The 25,591-nt window shown below is 51.0% G+C and carries 14 protein-coding genes and 1 pseudogene; all 15 read left to right on the forward strand.

The genetic code is table 11. From position 1 onward, the window contains the following. Positions 1-779: pseudogene (locus OEL57_RS03855) on the forward strand (hypothetical protein); the annotation flags it as partial. Between the two features lie 65 nt (positions 780-844). Further along, a complete protein-coding gene (locus OEL57_RS03860; RefSeq protein WP_300737304.1) occupies positions 845-5,293 on the forward strand; it encodes a glycosyltransferase in 4,449 nt (1,482 codons plus the stop codon). Next, positions 5,290-11,091 (forward strand): tetratricopeptide repeat protein, encoded by a 5,802-nt coding sequence (locus tag OEL57_RS03865; RefSeq protein ID WP_300737306.1) that lies wholly within the window; start codon positions 5,290-5,292, stop codon positions 11,089-11,091. The genes OEL57_RS03860 and OEL57_RS03865 overlap by 4 nt, the downstream gene beginning before the upstream one ends. A 55-nt stretch (positions 11,092-11,146) precedes the next feature. Continuing rightward, positions 11,147-11,959 carry a class I SAM-dependent methyltransferase gene (locus OEL57_RS03870; protein WP_300737309.1) on the forward strand — a complete coding sequence of 271 codons (813 nt, stop codon included), beginning with the start codon at positions 11,147-11,149 and terminating at the stop codon, positions 11,957-11,959. Beyond that, positions 11,956-12,813: a TylF/MycF/NovP-related O-methyltransferase gene (locus OEL57_RS03875; RefSeq protein WP_300737318.1), complete on the forward strand. Its 858-nt coding sequence runs from the start codon at positions 11,956-11,958 to the stop codon at positions 12,811-12,813. The genes OEL57_RS03870 and OEL57_RS03875 overlap by 4 nt, the downstream gene beginning before the upstream one ends. 56 nt (positions 12,814-12,869) lie before the next feature. After that, the gene (locus OEL57_RS03880; protein WP_300737321.1) at positions 12,870-14,030 is read left to right on the forward strand and encodes a B12-binding domain-containing radical SAM protein; all 1,161 of its coding nucleotides are present in this window, start codon (positions 12,870-12,872) and stop codon (positions 14,028-14,030) included. Between the two features lie 23 nt (positions 14,031-14,053). Further along, positions 14,054-15,085, forward strand: a complete 1,032-nt coding sequence (locus OEL57_RS03885; protein ID WP_300737324.1) for a glycosyltransferase — start codon at positions 14,054-14,056, stop codon at positions 15,083-15,085. Further along, positions 15,082-17,109 carry a glycosyltransferase gene (locus OEL57_RS03890; protein ID WP_300737327.1) on the forward strand — a complete coding sequence of 676 codons (2,028 nt, stop codon included), beginning with the start codon at positions 15,082-15,084 and terminating at the stop codon, positions 17,107-17,109. Before OEL57_RS03885 ends, OEL57_RS03890 begins: the two co-directional genes overlap by 4 nt. Further along, positions 17,106-18,311, forward strand: coding sequence for a class I SAM-dependent methyltransferase (locus tag OEL57_RS03895; RefSeq protein WP_300737330.1), 1,206 nt, complete (start codon positions 17,106-17,108; stop codon positions 18,309-18,311). Before OEL57_RS03890 ends, OEL57_RS03895 begins: the two co-directional genes overlap by 4 nt. Beyond that, positions 18,308-19,567, forward strand: a complete 1,260-nt coding sequence (locus tag OEL57_RS03900; RefSeq protein WP_300737333.1) for a glycosyltransferase — start codon at positions 18,308-18,310, stop codon at positions 19,565-19,567. Before OEL57_RS03895 ends, OEL57_RS03900 begins: the two co-directional genes overlap by 4 nt. Before the next feature lie 85 nt (positions 19,568-19,652). After that, positions 19,653-20,201, forward strand: a complete 549-nt coding sequence (locus OEL57_RS03905) for a class I SAM-dependent methyltransferase (protein ID WP_300737337.1) — start codon at positions 19,653-19,655, stop codon at positions 20,199-20,201. Between the two features lie 58 nt (positions 20,202-20,259). Then, on the forward strand, positions 20,260-21,201 hold the full coding sequence (locus tag OEL57_RS03910; RefSeq protein ID WP_300737339.1) for a hypothetical protein: 942 nt from the start codon (positions 20,260-20,262) through the stop codon (positions 21,199-21,201). Then, on the forward strand, positions 21,198-21,875 hold the full coding sequence (locus OEL57_RS03915; RefSeq protein WP_300737341.1) for an FkbM family methyltransferase: 678 nt from the start codon (positions 21,198-21,200) through the stop codon (positions 21,873-21,875). Before OEL57_RS03910 ends, OEL57_RS03915 begins: the two co-directional genes overlap by 4 nt. 22 nt (positions 21,876-21,897) lie before the next feature. Then, a complete protein-coding gene (locus tag OEL57_RS03920) occupies positions 21,898-23,919 on the forward strand; it encodes a CgeB family protein (protein WP_300737343.1) in 2,022 nt (673 codons plus the stop codon). Positions 23,920-23,943: 24 nt separating this feature from the next. Continuing rightward, a partial coding sequence (locus OEL57_RS03925; RefSeq protein ID WP_300737346.1) for a glycosyltransferase family protein occupies positions 23,944-25,591 on the forward strand: 1,648 nt, incomplete at its 3' end.

Raw genomic sequence — 25,591 nt, forward strand, 5'->3', positions numbered from 1 at the left:
ACCATGTGCTTTTTGAAGAGAGTGGTCAATTTTCGGCAATAGAACTGCCAGTGGACTTTATTCCACCAGTGGAGTTGCAGGTCCTCAGGTTTTTTGAAATTAATTACATCAACGGTATCAGCATTGCTGTTCATCATTCTGTATTTGACAGAGTTGGAGGTTTTAATACAACACTGCGTAACGGCCAGGATTTTGATATGTGGTTGCGTATCAGTGCCCTGTTCAGGTCACAATATATTGATCAACACAGCTGCATCACAAGAATACACCCTGAGCAAGGCTCTTCACTTTCGGCCGATGCGGGTATATTTGATTCTGCCCGGGCTGCCCTTGATTTTCTCAATAACCACTGCTTTGAAGAACTTTTCCCGCTGCTTGATTTAGGCGATTCACGACAGGGCCTGTTTGCAATCCAGAATGTACTGAAGATTCTGGTTAATCCGCTCGCCTATATCAACAGTTGTGGATACGGGACGGCTCTGCTACTACGGATGCGAGAATGGTTGGGTACACCAGCGGGCCAACAACAACAGACATTTCTGGCAGGGGCGTCATTTTCAGGACTTATTACAAATATTCTTGACTCTGAGTTGCCAGGCAGTCTTAAACAGGCATTTGCAGAGTTGCACAGGGAGTTGGGCAACCCATATACATATCAGTGGTGTCAAGAGGCCACGTTGCTTAAGAAACATCTTGATTTTGTGGGGAGTGCCCCGGAATGTTCGCCAGATGCTGCATCGTTACGTTCCTACCTCAGCAGGAATAATTTCATCGTCTAAGGCGATTGAAACTGTTTGCTGAATTTGCTGGCGGCATCTGTTAGTGGGCTCAGGAGAACTGATTTATGCCTGACATCCTTTTCGTAACCTACGGTTGGAATGAAACCGGTGGCGGCACGATCTTTCCGCGAGTTGTCGCCGAGGCGTTGGCAGCCAGCGGTTACAGGGTGTCGGTGTTTTTTGCGTCACTGGATGACAATCCAGATTTTCCAGCCTATACGCTTCAAGAAAATTTAGAAGGCTCACTCCGGTTGTTCGGCCTGATTAATCGGCCTGCCCGCTTTACCGATCCTGATAACCCGCAGCGTGAAATATGTGATCAGGCGGTTTTGGCTGCCTTTTGCCGTGTATTGGATCAGGTCCAGCCGGATTTAGTCCATTTTCATAACTTTCATGGGTTGACCTTTGCCATTGCTGAGGAGGCTCATCATCGTGGCATCCCCTCCTGCTTTACACCCCATAACTATCACTTGATCGATCCTGAACTGTATTTGCTGAAAAACGGGCTTGATTACTGGGAAACTCTTGACCTGCTGGCTGAGTCTGATGCCGTGGCACGTAATCCTGAAAAACGTGAGGTGTACCAGCGGAGACGAGACACTGCTCTCACACTGTTGAACAGGTGGGTTGCTATGACGCTGGCTGTCTCTGATCGTCAGAAGGAACTGCTGTGCCGTTTTGGTGCAGATCCAAAGCGGATTGCCGTACTACATCAGGCGATGCCAGGTACAGATACACTCTGGGCAGACAGAACTAATGCAGATCAGGCTGAACGACCGGTTTTGCTTCCGTTACGGCTGGGCTATCTTGGTGGTGTGCTGCCGATTAAGGGCGTACATATGGCCGTGGCAGCGGTACAGGCCTTTGCAAAAGATAAAATTGAACTGCATGTCTTTGGTTTTGCGCCAGATGACTACCTTGAACAGTTACGACAGCTTGATCGAAACAGCCTCTGCCGATTCCATGGCGCGTATGATTCTGTTAATCTTACTGAAATCGCTGAAAAAATTGATATGGGGATTGTGCCGTCGCTTGTAGAAGAAAGTGCCCCGACACTGGTGCTTGCAGAATTACAGGCAATGCGACTGCCAGTATTGGCCGCTAAAATTGGTGGGATTCCTGAATTTATTTCTGACGGCGTTGATGGGCTGCTCTATCGCCATGATGATCTGCAGGAGTTGGTGTCGGCTATTAGACGCTGTGTACAAAAGCCGGATCTCATACATCAGATGCGGGATGCTCTGGTTGCTCCTGTGCAGACCTTTAGACGCTATATGACATCTCTTGAAACGGTATACGCTGCATTGCAGGACGGCAATACGCAACAGGCTGAGGCGTTTTCATGCCGGGCACTAAAGCGGGGGGCCGCACTTTCAAAAAACTTGTCAGATTCAGTCGGCATACTCTGGCAAGGCGGCCTGTTTGTCCATCATTCGCTGGCGTTGGTCAATCGTGAGCTTTGCCTGCAGCTCCTCGAAAAAGGCCACACTATCTCGTTTGAATCCATCGTTCCTGATCAGTTTGGACCTGGAGATGATCCCCGCCTGAACAGGCTGGCAACAATCCGTAATCTGCCGATCAAACAGCCGGATGTGACGGTACGTCACTTCTGGCCGCCTGATTTCAGTCGGCCTGTTACTGGTAAGCTGGTAGTAATTCAGCCCTGGGAGTACGGCAGTATCCCGTCTGCCTGGGTTGAGCCTATCAATCAACAGGTAGATCAGCTTTGGGTCCCCAGTCATTTTGTCCGTGACTGTTACATAAAAGGTGGCGTAGCTGCTGATAAGGTGCAGGTGGTACCGAACGGTGTGGCTACCGACCGTTTTAATCCGCAGATTGCACCAATGAAGCTGCCGACCTCGAAAGGTTTCAGATTTTTGTTCGTCGGAGGAACAATCAACCGCAAGGGGATTGATCTGTTGCTGGCTGCCTATGCCGGGGCCTTTACTGCAGATGATGATGTTTGTCTGGTGATCAAGGAGATGGGCAGTAACAGTATCTATCAGGGGCAGACCGCACAGGAGATGATCGCTGGATTCCGGCAGGTTTCACGGCACCCTGAACTGCTTTATCTGCAGGATGATGTTCCTGATCGCCAGATGCTGGCACTCTACAGAGCCTGTCAGTGTCTGGTGCATCCCTATCGGGGCGAAGGGTTTGGTCTGCCGATTGCCGAGGCCATGGCCTGTGGTCTGGCGCCGATTGTAACCGGTTACGGCGCCGCCCTTGATTTCTGCCCGCCTGAAATCGCCTGGTTGATACCGGCGGTTGAACAGCGTCTGCCTGAAAAGCGGATCAGCAATCTGGAGACGGTTGATTATCCCTGGCTGGCAGAGCCTGATCTTGACGCGTTGATGTTGCTGTTACGTCACGCCTATACCAATCAGGATGAGGTTGTCAGCCGTGGTCGTGCAGCAGCAGGACATATCCAGAGGCATTTTAGTTGGCACCAGGCTGCTGAGGTTGCAGAGGCATGTCTGCAAAGACTGGTTACTTCTGTTGTCAACACTCCCGCCCAGGCATCTGACGAACCGCCCGTGCTAGCGGAATCAGCGTTGGTGCTGCAGCATCAGCAGCAAACGTGCATCATGGCGCGTAAGCTTGCTGCTGGTGGTGATCTGGATACGGCTGTGCAACTACTGCTAGAACAGGGGATCAGGCTGGACAGTACCGTTGCAGAACCGTATTGCGTGCTGGCCGAGCTTCTGCTGGACGCAGAACGCTATCAGGACGCACGGGAAGTCGTCGCCGAGATGCCGAGCAGTGTTGATTCTGACTATCGCTATGAACTTGAAGTGATTTCTGCCTGTGCTTTGGGGGACGATGAACAGACGTTGCAACTGGCTCAGAAGGTGGTTTCAAGGCCACGGGTGCAGGTGGCTCTGGGAACTATAGCAGCGCGGAGAGGTGCTCTGGCTGATGCTGAACAGTGCTTCCGGCAGGCGTTGGCACAAGACCCTGGCTGCGCTTCTGCCTTACTTTCCCTGGGGATGCTGTTCTGGGGGCAGGGGCAGCTTCAGCAGGCCTGGCAGGCTGTAAAGCAGGCTGTCGGCGCTGATCTGCTGCAAAAAAGAGGCATGGCGATGCTGTCTGATATGGCGCATCGTTTAGACCGGCTGCCGGAGGCTGTTGATCTGCTTGGTCAGGTGGTTAGGCAATATCCTGCGTATCGCATTCCGGCACACTATTATGCCTTATTGTTGGCAGGCGATGGACAACAGGCTGGCGCGCTTGCAGCGGTTGAAGCGTTTCTGGCTACGTTTGGTATGGATGAGGAGTTGCTGGAATTGGGGCTCGAACTGCGACGCAAGCAAGGCCCCAAGTTGCTGACAGCGGCACCACAAAGGCCCACGGTCTCGCTTTGTATGATCGTTAAGAATGAAGAATCGTTTCTGGCTCAGTGTCTACACAGTGTTAAGGCGGTGGCAGATGAATTGCTGCTGTTAGATACCGGCAGCAGTGACCGTACCGTGGCAATTGCCACCGTGTTCGGGGCTCGGGTCGGTACGTTTGATTGGACCGGCAGTTTCTCTGAGGCCCGCAATGCGGTATTGGAACAGGCTAAAGGTGATTGGATCCTGACTATGGATGCCGATGAGCAGATCTCCCCGCAGGACCATCAGGCCCTGTCAACAACGCTTCAGCAATCTGCGCCAACTGATGCCTGGAGCGTGTTGATTCGTACCTACAGTAACCGAGTGCAGGTACAGGGGTGGACTGCAAATGATGACAGCTATCCCGATGAAGAACAGGCGGATGGCTGGTATCCTGCATCCAGGGTCCGCCTATTTCCCAATTATCCCGGCATCCGCTATGAAGGCACGGTGCATGAGCTGCTTGAGTCATCCCTGCGGAGACGCGGTTTTGCGATCCATACAGCTCCGTTTGTGGTCCATCACTATGCCGAGGTCGCGGGCCTGCCGGAAAACCTGCGCGCAAAGCAGTTGCGCTACTATGATCTGGGCAAGCAGAAGCTTCTTGAACAACCAGAGAACATCGCGGCACTGTTTGAGTTGGCAGTGCAGGCCGGAGAGCTGGAGTTGTATGAAGACGCGCTCAAGCTGTGGGACCGGTTGCTTGCCCGCTGTCCGGGGCAGTTGGACGCCCTGTTCAATAAGGGACATGTGTTGATGGCATTGCGGCGGTATCAGGAGGCGTTACAGGTTTCAAGGTATGTACTTGATCAGGATTCCAGCAAGCGTGAGGCGGCTTTTAACTATGGTACCTGCGAGTTATATGTGGGTGATCCGGAAAAGGCCTATACCGTTGTTGCGGCACAGCTCGCCAAAGATCGCAGCTACCCACTGCTGCTTGCCCTGCAGGCTGTGCTTGGTCTGGCAACGGGCAGAATCGCCGAGGCCTGTTGCTGCTACGCTGAATTACTGACAAAGCAGTATGATATTCAAGGCTACCTTGAAAGCAGGCTTGCCGTGTTGCAGGAACTTGAACGTCATGAGCTTGTGCAGGCCGTCAGAACTGCCGCGCAAACGGCTCGCATAGCACTACAGCCATGAATATTCAACTGATCACGTTCTGGTATAACGAAGCCTTTCTGGCTCCCTTCTTTCTGAATCACTACGCATGGGTTGACCGGATTCATATCATTCTTGATGACGATACCGATGACCAGACTGAGACCGTTGCGGCACGTTATCCCAATGTTTCAGTCGAACGGTTCAGGTTTCCGGATAAGATGGATGACATCATCAAATCTGCGGTTATCAGTAGCAAATATCAGACCCTGACCGATGCTGAGTATGTACTGGTGGTTGATTCCGATGAGTTTATCTTTCCCTGGGAGCCTACTGATCCGGTCAGAGCACATCTGCAGCAGACAAGCCAGGACATCTACTTCGTTAACCTCTGGCAGATCTATCAGCATGAAACTGATCGGCCCCTTGATCCGGCACTGCCGGTCTGGCAGCAGAGGTGCCACGGTGATCCGGATATGGAAAGCGTTGCTAATAGTGCCTACCTGAAGCCGATTGTGGTACGGGGAGGGCTGGATCTGTTCTGGGGGATCGGCAATCATTATGTGGTCCATAACGGGATCAAACTGGAATGGAGCAGCAGGGAGCTGAAAGACAGTCTGCCTTACAGCGTGGCCAGCGAGCGCAGCCTGATGCTGCAGGGAGCGCACTGGCGTTTGCCGGACCTTGAGCAAAGCATTACGCGCAGAATAGTGCATCGAAAACTGAGGCAGTCTCAGGTTAACCTTGATCGAGGCTTGACAGCTCATCACCATGAGGTAACCGAGGAAAGCATCAGGCAGGAATTTGAAGTGCACAAGCACGATCCGATTGTTTTTGCCTCCTGCACAGGAACGGTAATGCAATCTGAGCAGATTTCTCTGCCACTGCTGCAACTGGCTGGAGAGTACCTTGCGGAAGGGTCACGACTGGCTGCATCAGGTGATTACTTCCGGGCTATTTCGTTGTATCAGCGTTGCCTCCATCTGGTTCCCCAACTTGCAGAGGCACATCACGGGCTGGCCTGGTGTCTGGGGGCTTCGGGGCAATACCAAGAGGTTGTGAGACTGCTTGTCCCGTTGCTGGAAAAACAGCCGGAACTGTCTACGTCACGGCTGCTGCTGGCCAAGGCCTGGCTGAAGTTGGGAGATGGTGAACAGGCGTTGCAGGAGCTTGAACCATTACTTTGTAACCAGCCGGATTCGTTTGAACTGCTCCGGTGCAAGGCAGAGGCGTTGTACCGTCTGCAGCGCTATGACCAGGCTCGTCGTCTTGCAGAATTGTTGCTGCAACAGATACCGGATGACTATGGCTGTCAGCTTCTGCTGGCAGGGATTGAACGGACCGAGTCACCAGAACGCTCACTGCAACTCTACCAGCGTCTGATTGAGCAGTACCCGGAACATGCTGAACTGCGTCTGTATCAGGCGACGCTGCTGCTCGTGTTGGGGCAGTTTGAGCAGGGCTGGCCGGCATTTGAGCATCGTATTCCATCCTTGCAGATATCTTCTGATATTACGGCGTTTCCACGCTGGCATAATGGTTTGTCACTGGCAGGCAGGGCAATCGTAGTGGTTGCGGAACAGGGACATGGCGATGCAATCCAGTTTGTCCGCTATCTGCCACTGCTTGCCGCTCAGGGGGCGCGGGTAATGCTGCTCTGTCACAATGACCAGATCCGGTCGTTGCTGGCAGGTGTTGCAGGGGTTAGTGCTGCTGTAATTCCCAAAGAACCGTTGCCGTTTATACCAGACTATCACTGTCCGTTGCTTTCACTGCCGTTTGAATTTTCAACCAGGCTCGACACGGTCCCTGTCCCATCCGGCTATCTGCAGCCTGATCCTGCCAAACAGCAGGTCTGGCAACAGCGGTTGGCTACTCTTAATGGACTGAAGGTGGGCATAGTCTGGGCCGGTAATCGTGCCCAGGCCGACAATCGTTATCGTTCAGTGCCATTTGAACAACTACATGAACTGCTGCAGCTGTCAGGGGTCAGTTTTATCTCGTTACAGGTGGGGCCCGATGCCCTGAAATATCAGCCGGATTGTACTGCTTTGCCGCTAATCGATTGGACGGATGAACTGCACGATTTTACCGATACGGCGGCGCTGGTGGCCTCCCTTGATCTGGTGATCTCGATCTGCTCTTCAGTCACCCATCTGACCGGTGCACTGGGTATGCCGGTCTGGGTCATGCTGCAGTATGATGCTGACTGGCGCTGGCTGAGGGCTCGTGATGACAGTCCCTGGTATCGTTCGGCACACCTGTTTCGACAGGCACAACCGGGAGATTGGGGTGGCGTACTACAGCAGATAGCAGCAAGCCTGACGCGACTGACAGAACGTCACAGGGGGCAGCAGCTGCAGCCAGACAACAGCAACAGCTATGCGCTGGGGGTGAAGTTTTTTGAACAGGGCGATCTTGATAAGGCCGAACAGCAGTTTCGTCTTGCACTGGGGGGGACTGATCTGCAGAGTGAGGTGCTGAACGCTCTGGCAACTATTGCAGATCAACGTGGGATGCTGGAGCAATCAGCAGCGCTGTATCGTCAGGCCGTTTCAGCAGATCCGCAGAACCTGATTGCACGTTTTAACCTTGCCAATACTTTGCGCAGACAGGGTGATCAGGCACAGGCAGAACAGCTCTATGGCCAGGTGTTAGAGCAGGATGCCAGCTTCAACCCTGCCTGGGCTGGATTGGGTAACCTGCTGTTATCGTTGGGGCGGTCAGAGGAGGCGAGACGCTGTCTGGAGCAGGCCTTGCTGCATCAGCCGGACTACCCGGATGCACTCTGTGATCTGGCTATTCTACAGCACCAGCAGGGAGAGACTGCGACAGCAGAGGCCACCTTGCGCAAGGCGGTTGCAGTAGATCCAGCCCATATAGCGGCTTTGAACCAGCTGGGGATGCTGCTGCTGCGTGCCAACCGGCTGCAAGAGGCAGAGGAGATATTGCTGCAGGCAGTTAGCCAACGGCCTGATTACTGGCAGGCGGTTAATAATCTGGGGGTACTTTACCATTGGAGTGGCAGGTTGCAGGAGGCCGAAGCCTGTCAACGTCGCTTTATTGCTGCATGCCCTGACAACGGTACTCCGCATTACAACCTGGCTCTGGCGCTGCTGTCCCAAGGACGCCTTCTTGAGGGATGGCAGGAATACGAGTGGCGTTTCAGCAAGGATGACCCGGTCCCCCGACGTCATCAGCAACTGTTGCGCTGGGATGGCGCTTCACTGGCTGGACAACAGATTCTGATCCATGCTGAACAGGGGTATGGTGATACGATCCAGTTTGCACGTTATCTGCCATTACTGGTCCAGCAGGGGGCGAGGATTGTACTTGAGTGTCAGGATCGGGTCATTGCCCCGCTGTTTTACCAGATGGCCGGGATAGAGCTGGTGACAAGCCGTGGAGAACCGCTGCCAGAGCTTAAATTGGAGTGCCCATTGTTGAGTCTGCCGTCGTTGCTGGGGCAGGCTGCAGCACAAGAACCGGTCAGCACTAACTACCTTGTTGCAGACGCGTTGCTGGTGCAGCAGTGGCAACGGCGTTTGGCTGGGGTGAGCGGCTATCGGGTCGGGTTGGTCTGGTCCGGCCGCAGGGGGCAGGATAATAACCACAACCGTATGATACCGCCTGAGCTGATTGCGCGACTTGGCGCTGTTAGCGGGGTATCGTTTGTTAATCTGTTGGTGGGAATTGATGATCCAGTTGCTGACCAGGCACTTTCTCCGCTTAACATGTACGATGCCCGGCCATATCTGAAAGACTTTGCCGAGAGTGCGGCCCTGCTATCCTGCCTGGATCTGCTGATATCGGTGGATACCGCCACTGCCCATCTGGCCGGTGCACTGGGTAAAGAGGCCTGGGTCATGATCCCGTACAATGCAGACTGGCGCTGGACCTTTGGCCTGCCCGATTGCCCGCTCTATCCTTCAGTGCAACTCTATCGGCAGAATCAGCCGTTTGTGTGGGAACCGGTTGTGGATGCGGTCTGCGCTGATCTGCAAGAACGTGTGACCAGCCAACCCGCTGCCAAAGATACTCTGCTTGCAACGGCCCGCCTGGCGCGGGACAGGTATGATTGGGATTCGGCAGCGGCGACGTACCGCATGATTCTGGAACTGGAGCAGGATAATCTGGAGGCATTAAGCGCTATCGGAGCCTGCCTGCAGATGCAGAATCGTCATGATGAGGCTGTGGTGTGGTATAAGACCGCCCTGCAACGCCAGCAGGACGATCCGGCATTGCACGGTAACTATGCCCTGGCTCTATTAACGGCTGGTCAGTACCAACAAGGATGGCAGGAACTGCAGTGGCGTAAAAAACTGATCAAGGAAACGCTTCCGCCAGTACCGTTTTTGACACCTGAGAATGTGGACCAAGTCGCCGGCAAGAGAGTGCTGTTGCATGCAGAGCAAGGCTTTGGCGATACGCTCCAGATGCTGCGCTATCTGCCGTTGCTGGCTGCATGTGGCGCTGAAATAGTCATAACAGTGCCAATACCATTGGTGCGTCTGATTGCAGCGCAGCCAGCCGTCAGGCAGGTTATACCTCACGGCGACCTTCTGCCCGCTGTCGATTGTCAGGCGCTGCTGCAGGATCTGCCCTGGCTGTTCGCTACAACAGTAGCAACCATTCCTGCTGAAGTTCCGTACCTTCGTGTTCCAGAACACCTTTGTGCCATTTGGAAAAAGCGGGTTGATGTCCAAACCGGGCTCAAGGTCGGGCTGGCCTGGGCCTGTGGCGGGGGAGATCAGCGCAATCGCAGATTGCGTTCCATGCAATTTAACGATCTTGCTCGGTTACTGGAACTTTCGCAGGTCCAGTTTTACAGTCTGCAGGTCGGGTCAGATGCCTTGACTGATCAGCAGCGGTCCCAGTACGACAATTTGCATGATTTGACCCACCTGATCACTGACTTTGCAGATACAGCAGCCCTGATTCTGGCGCTTGACTCTATGATAACCGTTGATACGGCTGTGGCCCACCTGGCCGGGGCACTGGGCAAACCGATACTTCTGTTGTTGCCTTCTTTCAGGGAATGGCGTTGGGTGGTTCAGGGGTGCCGGGCGCTATGGTATCCGACAATTGAAGTGATTGATGGTGCTGTTGTCCAAAGAGATTGGCAACCCCAAATATTGCACGCCACAGAACGACTGGAGAGGCTGATACAAAGCTCAGCTGATCTGTCGCAGAACAGTTGCAGGCTGTGCGGTTCTGTTGCAGTACGATGCTATGCTGACCAGCGTTCTTTTTATTTCTGCTCTCATTGTGGCCTGATATCAACCGTCTGTCCGTTGTCAGATGCAGAGATGGAGACGCATTATCGGGGGCAGCATGATACTGAATTTGATCACAGCGGCTATGCAAACAGTATTCTTGAATTGACCAAAGGTTATGCTTCAGTTTCCCGGATTCTTGATTATGGTTCTGGTTCCGGCAGGCTGGCTAAGGCATTCAGGACCATGGGATATGAGGTTGACTGCTATGAACCTATGGATGACGGCAGTTTTGATGCTTCCAGCTTTGCAGGAGGCTATGATCTGGTTGTAGCTAACGAGGTGCTTGAACATATTTCTGATGTTTTGGGAGTGTTGGATAATCTCTATAATGCCTGCAGGTTAGGGGGCGTCGTTTTTATTGCAACGCTAACGACTGATAAAATTGTAAACAATTCTGAGCAGTTTGCCGATCTGTTCAGGAGGTGGTGGTACAAGGATGATCTCACCCACGTGTCTTTTTTTTGCCGGAATTCCTTTGACTATATCTGTAGCCAGGCAGACAGGTATGCATTCAGGATCGTTGGTTTTGGCCCAAGTGGAGTCTTGCTACAGAAGTTGTAATTATTAATGTGGTGAAAACCCTAGGTTTAGACTGCTTACTAGGTGAAAGGCAAAAGTGAATTGTCTGTCAAAACAAGAGATTATCAATATCGCTCTTCAACCTCCTGAACCGGAAGAACTACCGTTATTGGCAGCAGTTTCAGCCATAGACAGCTTGATACAAGCACAGGAGGTGCTGGCACTTTATCGTCTCTGCCGGATGTTGCCGGATAACGCTAAAATTCTTGAGATCGGTTCGTTTAACGGATCATCCGCCATGGTAATGGGGCATGCAATTAAAGAACGTGAAATCAAACTTTTTTGCATTGATCCATGGCATGACTACCTTGGTCAGGAAGATTTTGTTGGTTTTAACCAAGCGCGGATTGCAGATGGCAGCAAGATTATGCAGGAGTTTGTTAAAAACACCTCTTTTCTGGGCACACAACTGAAGATGCTGCGCGGTTTTTCTGCTGATTTTGCAACCATGCTTGCAGGCCAGGAGTTTGATCTGATCTTTATTGACGGTGCTCATGACTATGGTTCTGTTCGTGCGGATATTATGATCGGGCTGTCTGCACTTAAGCCTGGTGGGCTTTTAACTGGCCATGACTTTCACAGTTGCGGGCACGGGGTGCGGCAGGCGGTCAATAGCATGCTTGGGTTGTCTCCGACAATCAGCAATAAGGGCGTTATTGAGCAAACCTACATCTGGTTTGCTCAGCTGGATCAACCTGGCTATGAGCATGCCATACTGGAAATTGAAGATCTTTACGCTGCTGGTGATTTGCAGGCAGCACTGACATTGGCACTCAAGTCGGCGAGGATATATAAGACAGAGGAGCTGGTCGGGATGATAGCAACTCTGAAACAGGAGTTGCACAGATGAATCTTGCCCAGAGATATCTCGATATCATGAAAAAGTGTCTGTCCTTTACCCTGTGGAAGGAACCACTCATACCGTTTGATTATCTGCAAAAGAATAATCTGCTTGAAGCAGCCCAGTTGAATGTACCCCAAGGGCAGTTGGGGCAGGTACGCGAGCTGGGCCATGAATTGAGTAAAGTCGGATTGGAACTGGCGGTTAATTTTGATCCTGACGATGATCTTCGTCAGAATGGTGGCTATTGGCCCTATTACGCAGATACTATGATTGGGCTAAAACGCCTTGATAACATTCAATTTTGTATGGAATATGTACTCAACCATCAGATACCCGGTGATTTTATCGAAACCGGTGTCTGGCGAGGAGGAGCCTGCATATTCATGCGGGCGGTGCTGGAAGCCTACGGTATAAAAGATAGAATGGTATATGTGGCGGATTCTTTTAAGGGACTTCCCCCCCCGGAAACAGGCGGTTATACGCAGGATCGAGGAGATATTCTGCATAGCTACGGATATCTGGCTGTCAGTAAAAATGACGTTCAAAAGCGATTTTATGAATATGGGCTGCTGGATAAGCAGGTTGCATTTCTGGAGGGCTGGTTCAGCGAGACGCTACCCTCTGCCCCAATTACAAAGTTGAGTGTTCTACGCCTTGACGGAGATATGTATGCATCAACAATGGACGTTTTGACTAGTCTGTATGAAAAACTTTCAGATGGCGGATTTTGCATTGTTGATGATTACACACTTGAAGGCTGCCGCAAGGCGATTGAGGATTTCAGGGCTTCCTTGGGGATAAGCTCACCCCTTGTACCGATTGATCCTTATAGTGTGTATTGGCAAAAAGGTGTTTTTTAGTCCGTGTGTTTGCTGTTTGCGGAGGTAAACCTCCGTGAGAACCAGGGGTTGTTGTAATGATCAATTTTATTAATCCGCGCAGCTCGTTTCTTGATGATGAAGCGGTAATGCCGCCACTGGGTATCATGTATCTCTCAGGAATGTTGAGGTCTCGTGGCGTAGAGTCCCGGATTGTTGATTTGGGGCTGGGCGACGAACTGCCTGACGGGGAGCTGTTTGTTACCGGCACTACCCCGCAACTGGCCGAGATGCTGAAGTTGAGGCGTGATGCCTATACGGTGGCTGGCGGTCCCCATGCCTCTATTTCTCCACAGGAGTTAAGCGGGATATATAGCCTTGTGGTGAGCGGTGAAGGTGAAGAGCTGATTGAGCATATTGTGAAGACGCGGCCAGAAGGGATGCTGCAGGCAAAGCGGGTTAGAAATCTTGATGCCCTGCCGTTTCCTGATCGGACCAATGCTCACCGTTACCATTACCGGATCAATGACAGGCCCGCCACCACGATGATCTCTTCCAGAGGCTGCAACGGCAAATGCTCCTTTTGCTGCAAGGCTGTCATGGATAAAGGAATCTTTCTGCGGTCTGCGGAAAATGTGCTGGCTGAAATAGATGAGATCAAACGTTTGGGGTATGGTGCGGTCATGTTTTACGACGATACGATCGCCATCAACAGAAAACGTCTGGTCTCCATCTGCAGCGGTATGGAAAAAATGGATATGCAGTTTCGTTGTTTTGTCCGTTCGGATCAGGTGGATCAAGAGTTGTTTGCCAGAATGGCCCAGGCAGGTTGTCATGAGGTGTTGATCGGGGTGGAGAGTGGCAGTCAGCAGTTGCTGAATATCATTAATAAACAGGAAACGGTTGAACAGAACCGTAATGCGATCCTCTGGGCAAAACAGCAGGGGATACGGGTCAAGGCGCTGATGATGGTCGGACTGCCTGGTGAAACCTGGGAGACCGTTGAAGAGTCGCGCAGGTTTATTTTGGAAACAGCGCCGGATGTGCTGGATGTAACAATCCTGACGGTTTACAGAGGAACTGATATTCATCAGCATCCTGAACGGTATGATATCGCTTTTGGCGATGCCAGCTGGTACAAAGGACGTGCTGGAGAGTACCGTAGCACAGTCTCTACTTCAGCACTCAGTGAGCAGGATGTCGTCTCCGCACGGGAACTGCTTTGGAACACCCATCTTGGGCTTGCAAAGCTGCCTTAGTCTTCTGGAAGGGTCACATTACTATGGTTGGAACCCTACGCCGTAAACCACATGTCTGGCTGGCCTATGTCTCGTATCCAGTAACAACAGCGGTATATCTGGAGCGAGCGTTACGCAAGGTTTGCCGGGTTACTACCATAGGCCCGAGGCTGGCGGATGAAATGATTGGAGTCTGGTCGTTGGAAAACATGAAGCTTCCGGTTCTGCCCCATGATATTCAGACCGATGCCACACCAGATATGCTGCAGATATGGGAACAGACGGCCCCGCAGGACCGGCCGGACATCTATCTCTGGGTTGAATCGGTTAGTGGGCACTTTCCTCGCAATATTAAATGCTTACCATGCCTTAAGGCCTGCTGCCTGATTGATATGCATATCAATCTTGAGTTGCACCGTGATTTTGCCGGGCAGTTTGACCATGCCTTTGTGGTACATCGGCAGTATGTAGACAAGGTGGGGCAGCTGGGGCCGCTAAGTCACTGGCTACCGGTTGCCTGTGACCCGGAGATTCACCGTGGAGATACCGGTGAGAAACGGTATGAGATCGGTTTTGTTGGCAGCGTCGCTGCCGGTACCCGGCGTGACATTTTATTGAGGCAGCTTGATGCAGCGTTGCCACTGCATGTGGAGCGTTGCTTCTGGGATGATATGGCCGCGGTGTTTGCTGCATCTAAAATGGTTTTTAACAGCAGTTTTAACCACGACCTAAACATGCGATTTTTTGAGGTGCTCTCGGTTGGCAGTCTGTTGCTGTCAGATATGGCTGGCGACAGTGGACAGGCAGAGCTGTTTGTGGCAGGTGAAGATTATGCGCGGTATCAGGACGAAACGTTGTGCGATGTTGCACGCTTTTATCTGAAGCACGGCCATCTTGCCGAGCAGATAGGACAATGGGGCAGGTTGCTGGTACATGGTGCCCACACCTATGATCATCGGGTGCAGGATTTACTGGCGGTTGTAACAGGGCGAAAAGCGGATACCTGGAGTGCTGCCGAACTGCGCAGCCAATCAGTACGTGCAGCACTCCAGGTGCTGCGAGGTCAAGGGAGTTGACGGGCCGTCGGCCCTATACGGTCTGGCTTGGCTATGTAGCCAACCCGGTTACCACAGCGGTTTACCTTGAGCGTGCACTGCGCAAACTGTGCCGAGTCATTACGGTCGGCCCCACCATGCCGCTTGAAATGTGCAATGCGATGGGAATACAACATCCACTAGTTCCGCTGGATATTGAGACATCATTCATGCCGGATATGCAGGCCTTGCTGGCTGCTCTACCCAAGGAGGACCATCCTGATCTGTATCTCTGGGTGGATTCGGTCGGCCGGTTCAGTCATCTGCCGCAGCACCTGGAAGCACTCCCCTGTCCCACGGCCTGTTATCTGATCGATGCTCATTTTAATCCCGAGTATTACTGGCAGTATGCAGCAGCCTTTGATTATCTGTTTGTTGCCCAGTTGCATGTGCTGGACTTTTTCCGGGCGCAGCATCGTCAATCCTATTGGCTGCCGCTTGCCTGTGATCCTGATCTGCACCGTGATCATGGCATTTCGAGAATGTACCCGGTCGGGTTTGTGGGTGGCATGAACAACAATCGGGAACGATTGCTGACCAAGGTCGTCGGCGTTGCGCCGGTACAGTATGAACGTTGTTATCTTGAGGATATGGCCCGTCTGTTCTCCGCGTCAAAGATCGGATTCAACCATGCCTCGTTGGATGATCTGAATATGCGCTTCTTTGAACTTCCATCCACCGGCGCTCTGCAGCTGTTCAGTCAGACGGTCGGTAGCGGCCAGCAGCTGCTGTTTAAAGACGGTGAAGAGATCGTTATTTATTCGGAGGAAAACCTGGCGGAGCTGGTGAGCTATTATCTGGAGCACGACAGCTTGCGTGAGCAGATTGCACAGCGAGCCAAGCTGATGGTACATACCGCTCATACCTATGACCATCGTGTGGAGGATCTGCTTTCCATTGTTTTTGACAACAAGCAGGACAGCTTTTCACCGGATGAGTTGCGTTCACGTTCGCTTCAGTTTGAGCAAACAGACCGGGACGCTCAGAGGGGCGAGTGTGGCACTATAAACCTGTCAGATGGTCATCCCCCACAGGGACAGCCGTTTTTCAGGTGTATCGTCTCCAATCGAGGATACAGTGACTGGCCTTCCTGGTTGATGGTTTATGAATGGGAGGATTTACTGGCCAGGGTGCTTGGTGTCTCTGTGTTGAGTTATGATGCATGGGAAGTATCCAGGGGCAGAGGTGATCACGCAACGGGATATGAACTTTGTTTTCTGCAGCTTGCCGCATCTCTTGACCGATTCCCCCATGATGGCCGGTTTGTGCCGGTTGTTATGGATGTCTGGCGCAAGGATATAGAGCATTTTATTCAGCAGATAGCACAACTGGAGCTGGTGTTCGTTACCAGTCTGGAGGCATTCAGGATTTTGCAGGGCAGGGGATGTCGGCAGGTGGCCTATCTGCCCTATTCGTTTCCTGATCAGTATCTGCTGGAAGAACTGCCTGAAAAGGATGTCGATATCATTCAGTTTGGTAGAACCAATCCGGTTCTTGACGATTATATGCGGCGGTTGCTGCAACGCTTCCCGCTTCTTAACTATGTCACCACGGAGCATCATCAGGGTGCTCTTTTTTTCCATTCTTCACGGTTCGGGCTGCTGAATGCCAGTGATACCAGGAGCAAATTCATAACAATGCTGCGACGTAGTTCAATCAGTCTCGTCTCAACAGCGGGCATGGACGGTTCACGGGATACCGGAGGTTTCGATCCGGTAAGTCCTCGATTTTACGAAAGCCTAGGTTGCTTTTGCCGGTTGATTGGCCGCTTTCCCGAGACTGAGGAATTTGAACTGCTGGGTATGAATACATTTGCGGAAAGGGTAGATTCCTATCAGCAGTTTGAGCGGTTGGTTACCGGATACCTTGGTAGGGCGTTTGACAGGAAACAGGAATATCAGGCATTTCTAAGACAACACACAACGAGTGCGCGGGCAGTGCTCCTTGAAAATGCGCTGCACAGAGTACGCGGAGTGCGTGCAGATAGCCTGGGAGGACGGCAATGAATCAGGCAGATGCCGGGATCAGGCAGCATATTGATCTTGTGCTGGAGGCGATAGCGGCTCAGGTGGTTGATACGAACCGTGATCCTTTTGACATCAATGTTATGCATAGAACTGCCTGTGATCTGATTGCATTTTATGAGCGTTATTGGGGGCTGTCAGACCTGTCCGGCTACAGCCGGGTTATTGCAGGGTGTGCAGACCTGGCGGAGTCACTGGCCTGTACCGCATTGATGCTGCGTTATAAGCGCCAGTTCGATGCTGCCGTCTCAGTGCTGGATATCGCGTATGAGCTGGCTCCGACATGCCTGCATTACCTTACTCTGAAGGCTGATATACTACGAGAAAAAGGTGCAATAGATGCTGCCAGGGCGGTATGTGAGCAGGTGCGAGAGATTGATCCGAATCTCTCCGAGCTTCCGCTTGTGCTTTCACAGTGTGATGTCGGTGAACAGTTGGGGCCGTTTGAAGAGTATTATACCCTGTTGCAGATTGCGCATCGGGTGCGTCGTCCATCGGTCTATCTGGAGATCGGTGTTTCAAGTGGCAAGTCCCTGGCGCTTGCCGGGGCAGAGACGGTTGCCATTGGCATAGATCCGGTTACTGCCGTACCCGGAAATCTGGTGTTTGTGTCACCAGAAAACAGTCCCAAACTGTTCAGGATGACCAGTGATCAATTTTTTGAGAGTGCTGATCCAAGAGCTGTGATGGGACAAGCCTACTTTGATATGGCGTTTATTGATGGTCTGCACCTGTTTGAGCAGGTTCTGCGGGATTTGATCAACCTTGAAAAATATGCAGATCCTGATTCAATCGTCTTTATCCATGACTGTTTGCCGGTTAATGCCTTTATTGCAGAGCGGGTCAGGCAGTCGGTGTTCTGGATCGGTGATGTCTGGAAGATTATCCCCTGTTTAAAGGAGATGAGGCCGGATCTTGAGATTGTTACCTTTCCAGCTCAACCATCGGGTTTGGCTCTGATTCGGAACTTCGATCCGTCCTCAACGGTGCTGGAGCGTCATTTTGACTCCATTGTCGAGCATTATCGGCAGACCTGCTTGCCGGATCATAGAGAAGCGGTGTTTAATCTGCTGAACGTGCAGGCAACAACCGAGACGGTTTTTTTTACCAGTAAAATTGCTTTGCGGTATGGCACCATGGAGACCGTCCGCTGCTGTTCAGAAACACCAAGGAGCACGTTATGATTGTAGCCATGCCTACCGGCGTTGCCCATGGTTGGGGAATTGCCGGACAACATATCTGGGAAGAGGTCGCCCATCTGCTGCCTGTACCCGGTGTAACCCTGCACAGCATGAAAAATCCCGATTTCTCTCCGACTTTTTCCGATGCCTGGAACAGGATCAATATAGGTTACTGCTTTTTTGAGAATGATATTGAGGCCTATCGTCACATGGAGCAGGCAGCCGCAGAGTGGGACTATATTGTTGCTGGATCAAGCTGGTGTGAATATCATCTGCGTCTTGGTGGCGTGCAGCAGACCTCAACCATTTTGCAGGGTATTGATCCTGCTGATTTTTATCCCGGTATGCCGCGGCAGGATGATGGCCGTTTTATTGTCTTTTCCGGCGGTAAATTTGAGCTCCGTAAGTCACAGGATGTCGTTATTGCCGCAACAAAAGTAATGATGGAGCGGCATAGTGATGTCTGGCTCAGTTGTGCTTGGCACAACCAATGGCCACATTCGATAGCCACCATGAGTGGAACACCATATATTGACTTTGAAATGGATGAAGGGCTTGCATGTGATGATCTGTTACGAGCAACACTGGTTCGTAACAGGATTGCTATTGAGCGGGTCATGGTGCATCAGATGGCCTGTAACAACGCCATGCGGGAGATCTATCTGCAGAGCGATATCGGTCTTTTCCCTAACCGTTGTGAGGGGGGAAACAATATGGTCATGTCGGAGTATATGGCCTGTGGCCGAACCGTAATTGCTTCAGACAAGACCGGGCATGCCGATGTAATTACGGAGCAAAACGCACTGCCACTCCGGCAATACCGGCAACAGGTGATTGAATGGGGCGGGCGTCCATCTGCGATATGGTTCCAGCCGTCAGTGGAGGAAACGATTGAACTGCTGGAATGTGCCTATTGGAATCGAGGGTTACTGAACCAGAAGGCAGAGCAGGCTGCTAAAGACCTTGGGCAACTGAGCTGGCACGCCGCAGCAGTACAGTTTCACCAGATCGCCGTTGATCTGGCTGGTGTCGATTATCGAGCATCAGTAACTGATTATGTGGAGTCTGCCGAGCTGCTGTTAGGGAAAGGCCGGATGGATCTGGCAATTATGAAGCTTAAACAGGCCATCAGAATTGCTCCTGCAGAACCTGCCCTGTACCGGATGGTAGCCGGGCTACAGGAAACAGCAGGGCAGATGGCAGAGGCTGCAGGATACCGGATGAAGGCAGATACGTTTGAGCAGATGCGTAAGGGGTGAATGTATGCAACTAACAAGTCAGGGCATTGTGCGTTTCTTGCAATTTTTGGAACAGATTGAGAGTAAAGCCTACCCTGAGTCGCCCATGGATGTTCATACAGAGATAACGCAGGTCGCTTTTGAACGATTAAAGACATTTGTGACGATTAACGCTGATATGCGGGTACTTGATGTTGGCTGTGGTCAGGGGCCTGCCTTACGGCAATTTCGTGAACAAGGGGCGCAGGTGGTTGGTGTTACCTTGAATAGTACTGATTTGGAGGTCTGTCGCTCCCAAGGGTTCGAAGTTCATGCAATGGATCAGTCATTTATGGACTTTGAAGATAAGCGTTTTGAGCTTGTCTGGGCCCGTCATGTGGTTGAACACAGTATCATGCCACTTTATACGTTACATGAATTCCAGCGTCTATTGGTGGATACCGGTATTCTGTATCTGGAGGTTCCTGATGCAGATACAGATGCAGTACATGCCTGGAATGAAAACCACTATAGCGTTTTTACCAAGCAGAGTTGGTTGGCACTGCTTGATAAGGCCGGTTTTGAATGCTTTGATGGCAGGGAATATAATATGCCTCTGAAATACGGTGGCAACGATACATACCTTGGCTTTTACTGCAGAAAGAAGATCACGTAATATCAGATAGCGATCTCGTGTGGTGGCTATTTTTTGATGACGAAAGGTCGGAAGTTAGATGAGTGAAACAGCAAAAAGAGGATTACGTATTCTGGTTACAATACCGCATTTTTGTAAGCCGGATGAAAAAGAGGGTAACAAACGTCGAGAACTCCGTTCCATGTCTCTTGTGCGCTCTGTGTCGTCATTTATTCAGCAGGCTGGCGATTCTCAGTTTTGCCTTGATTTTACTGATAAAACGACACGCTATGTCAACCATGCCGAACAACAGCGTTGCGATCTGTTCATCTGTACTACGGGAGATACTCATCTGTTGGGTGAGCTGGATATTCTTAAGGGGCTTTATAACCATGTTAAAACTGATGCCCGGCCGCTAATGCTGGGTTACACCTGCCGTGAGATATTGAAATCTTTTCTCGGTAAGTATGATTACTATTGCTATGTCGAGGATGATCTGTTTCTGAATGACCCCCTTTTTTTTCAAAAACTGGCCTGGTTTACCCGTGAGTCAGGCAATGGCTGTCTGTTACAACCGAATCGTTGTGAGACCTCATTTAGCCCCTATGCAAAAAAATGCTATATTGACGGCGACATACCACCTGAAAACAATCCCCACTTTAATTACGATCTGGGGCCACTGTCTTTTTCCTCCCTTGGCTGTGACGTTATGTTTACTCCGGCTAGCAACCCCCATTCAGGTTGTTTTTTTCTCAATGCGGAGCAGTTTGAACACTGGGTCAGGCAGCCTCATTTTAATGATTGGGATATCAGCTGGCTGGGGCCTCTGGAGAGCGCTGCGTCACTAGGCATCATGAAAACCTTCAATATTTATAAGCCTGCCTGGCAGAATGCGAATTTTTTAGAGATTAATCATTTTGGTGATGCCTATCTGCAGATGATCGGCGAAGAGTTTGAACCCGCAGTGCAGAGTCCGCTTAGTTGTCTGAACCCGTTGCAACTGGATCCACTTACAGCAAAGGCCAACGGTGTGTCTTTATGACACAATCATTTACCTGTTTTGATAGTGAGGTTTCAGTCCAGGCAGCCCGCCAGATACTGGATGGCAAGGTGTATCAGCTGCTGGAGGGGATCGGGGAGATTAACGTTATTGTTGATATTGGCGCCAATATCGGTGCCGCCTCGGTCTATTTGAAAGACGCATATCCTGATGCGGCGTTGTATGCCTTTGAACCAAGTAAAGCCTCATTTGAACTTCTGCAACGCAATCTTTCCGCCCTCAGTAATATTCACCTGTACAATTTTGGTCTGCATGAGCTAGATGCAACAACGAGACTGTACCGGGGTAAGCTTGACGGAATCTCTGATTCTGTTATCCCTGGTCTTGAAGTCACGGACGAGTATTTTGAGGTGGAACTTAAAAGTGCGGCCGGAGAGCTGCGCAGGCTTCATCTGCAGGATATTGACATCCTCAAGATAGATACCGAGGGTTGCGAAGTGCCTGTGCTTCGGACAATGGTCAAATGGCTTGCTGGTATCAAGGTCATCTATCTGGAATATCATTCTGAGCTTGATCGTCAGCTGATCGACCTGATTCTGCGCAGAACCCATGTCCTCTACGCCTCCAGGGCTACCAATCCTCATCGTGGTGAACTGACCTATATCAGCTCAACTCTGGAACCATTGTGCTGCTATGATCTGATTGAGCATGGCTGATGCATAAAAATGGGAATCTATAATGATAGCTGGTGATAAAAAAGCTTTGGTCTGGCTGGCCTATGTCGCCTATCCGGTCACCTCGGCGGCCTATCTGGAGCGTGCCTTGCGACGAATCTGTCGCTGTGTAACGCTTGGGCCAAGCCTGCCTGAGCACTATATTGATCACTGGATGCTTCAAAATATGAAGCTTCCGATCAGACCACATGATATTCCAACTGTTTTTACTCCTGATGTCGGACAACTCTACGGTGGAACGCCAGAAGATCAGCGGCCGGATCTGTTTCTATTTGTTGAGTCAGTTGGTGGTTTTACGCCGCAAGGGCTTGAGAGACTTCGTTGTCCGAAAGCCTGCTATCTGATTGACAATCATGTCAGCCTAAATGCCCATCTGGAGTGGGCCAAGCACTATGACTATGTCTTTATTGCCCAGAGGGCCTATCTTGACCAGTTTAGGCAGGTCAATACCAATTCTTACTGGCTGCCGGTCGGTTGTGACCCGGAGGTGCACTATGGGTATCCAGCTCTAAAACAGTATGATGTAGCCTTTGCAGGCGGCATACTGGAAGGGTCCCGGCGTTGGAATATTCTGAACCAACTGTCAGCAAATCTGAATCTTGGGTATGACCGGCTTTTTTGGGATGATATGGCCTGGCTGTTTTCTTCAGCAAAGATCATTCTGAATAACGCCTTTAAGGATGATCTGAACATGCGCTGTTTTGAGGCACTTTCAATCGGGTCCATGATGTTGGCTGATATGGCCCATGACAGTGGTCAGGATGAACTGTTTGTGGCAGGTGAGGAGTACGCTCTGTATACCGATGACACCATACTGGATGTCGCGCGGTATTATCTGGAACATGATGCGCTTCGCGAAAAAGTGGCAAAAAAGGGAAGGAAGATTGTTCATGCTGCTCACACCTATGCGCACCGTGTAGAAGATTTGCTGGCGGTTGTATTGAGGGGGAAGCCGGATACCTGGTCTGCCGGGCAGCTACGTCTTCGTTCGGAGGGTATGTGTCCTTCCGATGGAACGCCGTACCGAACAGATACGTCCGCATGGTTGACATCGGCTGAAGGCGCCTACCGTCTGCCTGCCCGGCTCAGGGGCGTTGGGCATTACCCCGGAGTAACGCTTCCTATCTTTCAGTACTTTAATGAACAGGCAACAGTGTTTGCCGAACTGCTTGGGGCGGAGTTGAAGACCACGGATTTCCACTGCGCGGATCTATCGTATGGCAGCCATGAGTTCAATCTTGTGTTTGTCACCATGGTCAGCCAGTTGCGCAAGTATCGCGGTAATTATCAGCTGATTGTTGTGATCAATGATGTCTGGCCCCATGAGTTTGATGAGTTTGCAGAACTGGTGCAGGATCTGCCGCTGGTCTATGTGACAAATTCAGAGATCTGCAACAGGCTTCAGCAGAGGGGACTCTCCATGGTGCGCTTCATGCCGTGCAGTGTCCCAGAGGCATACATACCGAAGCAGGTTCCTGTAAAGGATATTGATATTATTCACTACGGCAGACAGAACCCTGTGCTGTACGGGTTTATGGAACAACTTATAAGCCGCTTTCCTGATTTGCATTATCTCACAACAGAGATTGATCCGCAGAGCCGTGCTGTTTACTTTGTATCAAATAAATACGGTGTCTTAGGACGTAGTGATGATCGTCCAATGTTTATGCAGATGTTGGCACGTTGCAAGATAAGTCTTGTCTCTTCCCCCGGCTATGATGGTGAACGGGATTTAGGCTGTTGTGGTACGGTGGCAATTAGATATTTTGAAAGCGCTTCGCAATTTTGTCATATGATCGGCAGGCATCCTGATACTGAGGATTTCAGGTCGCTTGGCGTTGATTCTGTGTGCAGTCGGGTGTCTGACTATGCAGATTTTGAGGCAGTTGTGCTTGATTGTCTCAGTAAGCCCTTTAGCAAGGAAAAAGAGGCAGTATACAGGAACTTTCTATCATTGAATTCAACAGAACAGCGGGTAGTTGGGTTGGTTAATGATCTTGACAGCCTTAACGGCCTGCGGAGGTAATACTACATGAACGCGTGGCAGGACATGACCGTATGGTTATCCTATGTATCCTACCCGGTGACAACAGCGGTATATCTGGAACGGGCGTTACGCCGGCTATGCAAGGTGGTTACGGTGGGCCCCTGTCTGCCAGAACAGTATATTGAAAGCTGGGCGCTGGAAAATATGAAGCTGCCCATCACAAAGCTGGACATTGACACGGATCTTGAGCTGGATCTGCAAAGGATCTTGGCCGATAATCCTGGCCTTAAACAACCTGACTTTTTTTTATGGGTAGAATCAGGCATTTGTCCGAAGAATCTCCATCTTTTAGGCTGTCAGACAGCCTGCTATCTGATCGACAGTCACATCATGCTTGAAACGCATCTTGAGCTGGCAAAAGGTTTTGATTTTGTATTCATTGCCCAGCGAGGCTACCTGGAACAGTTCCGTCAGGTTAATCCCCGCACCCACTGGTTGCCGTTAGGCTGTGACCCTGAGGTGCATGGTAAATTTGATCTGCCCAAACGATATGATGCCGGGTTTGTGGGCAGCAGGAAACCGGATTCGCGGAGAAATACACTATTACAAGAACTTGCTCAAGAGGTTGAGACGCATTATGAACGCTGCTTCTGGCATGATATGGCCAAGGTGTTTTCCGAGTCCAGGATAGTTTTTAACGAAGCCGTCAACAATGATTTAAATATGCGTTTTTTTGAGGTGTTATCCACCGGCTCCATGCTGCTTTCGGATATGGCTGAAGGCAGTGGCCAGGCTGAGTTGTTTGTGTCAGGGGAGGATTATGTCCGGTATCATGATCCTGATCTGCCCAGAGTGGCACGATTTTACCTCGATAACGAGCTGATCAGGGAGCGGATAGCCGCCAGAGGACGCCAATTGGTGCATAATGCCCATACCTACCAGCATCGGGTTGAGGATTTGCTGCAGGTGGTAACTGGATTAAAGTCTGATACCCTTTCAGCTCAGGAATTGCGGCAGCGCTCAATAGCGGGTCTGCCTGAACCTGATGCCAAATGGCGTACAAAGATAGCTTATCCTGCGATTCCTGCACGTAGTTTTGTGATTCCGGTTCTGGATTACTCCCCTGCCAGTGAATACAATATCACTACCCTGCTTGCTGATCTGGAGCAGGTTTCTGGTCAGGTTATCGTGGTTTTTAATAGCGAACAGGTTGCAGCAGACCTGCGTAACCATCCCCGTATTGATCACCATGTTGTCATGAGCCGCAACATTGGTGTTTCAAGGGCTTGGAATGTAGGTTTGGAGATCAGCGAATCCCCGACCGTATTTATCCTTAATGCTGATCTGCATGTCTCAGGCAGGACACTTGACCTGATGGAACAAACGTTACTGGCTTTTGAAGATGCGGCCTGTGTTGGGCCACAGGGGTCATTTGTAAACTTTGAACTGGCAACAGATCATTACTATTTTGATAAGGGTAGTTTTACTCAGCCGTTTGAAGTGGATGCGGTGTCAGGTTTCCTGTTCTGCGTGCGGCGAGAGCTGTTTGCTGACGGGATTCTCAGGTTTGAATCCGCCTATACACCATGCTACTTTGAGGAGTGGGACTTGGGGTTGCAGATCAAGCTGGCCGGTTATAAAAGTTATGTTGTGCCGGCCACAGACTACGAACATCACTGGAGCGGGACCATTCGTGCCTTGCGTACTATTC

Source organism: Trichlorobacter sp., assembly GCF_030247655.1.
Lineage (GTDB): Bacteria > Desulfobacterota > Desulfuromonadia > Geobacterales > Pseudopelobacteraceae > Trichlorobacter.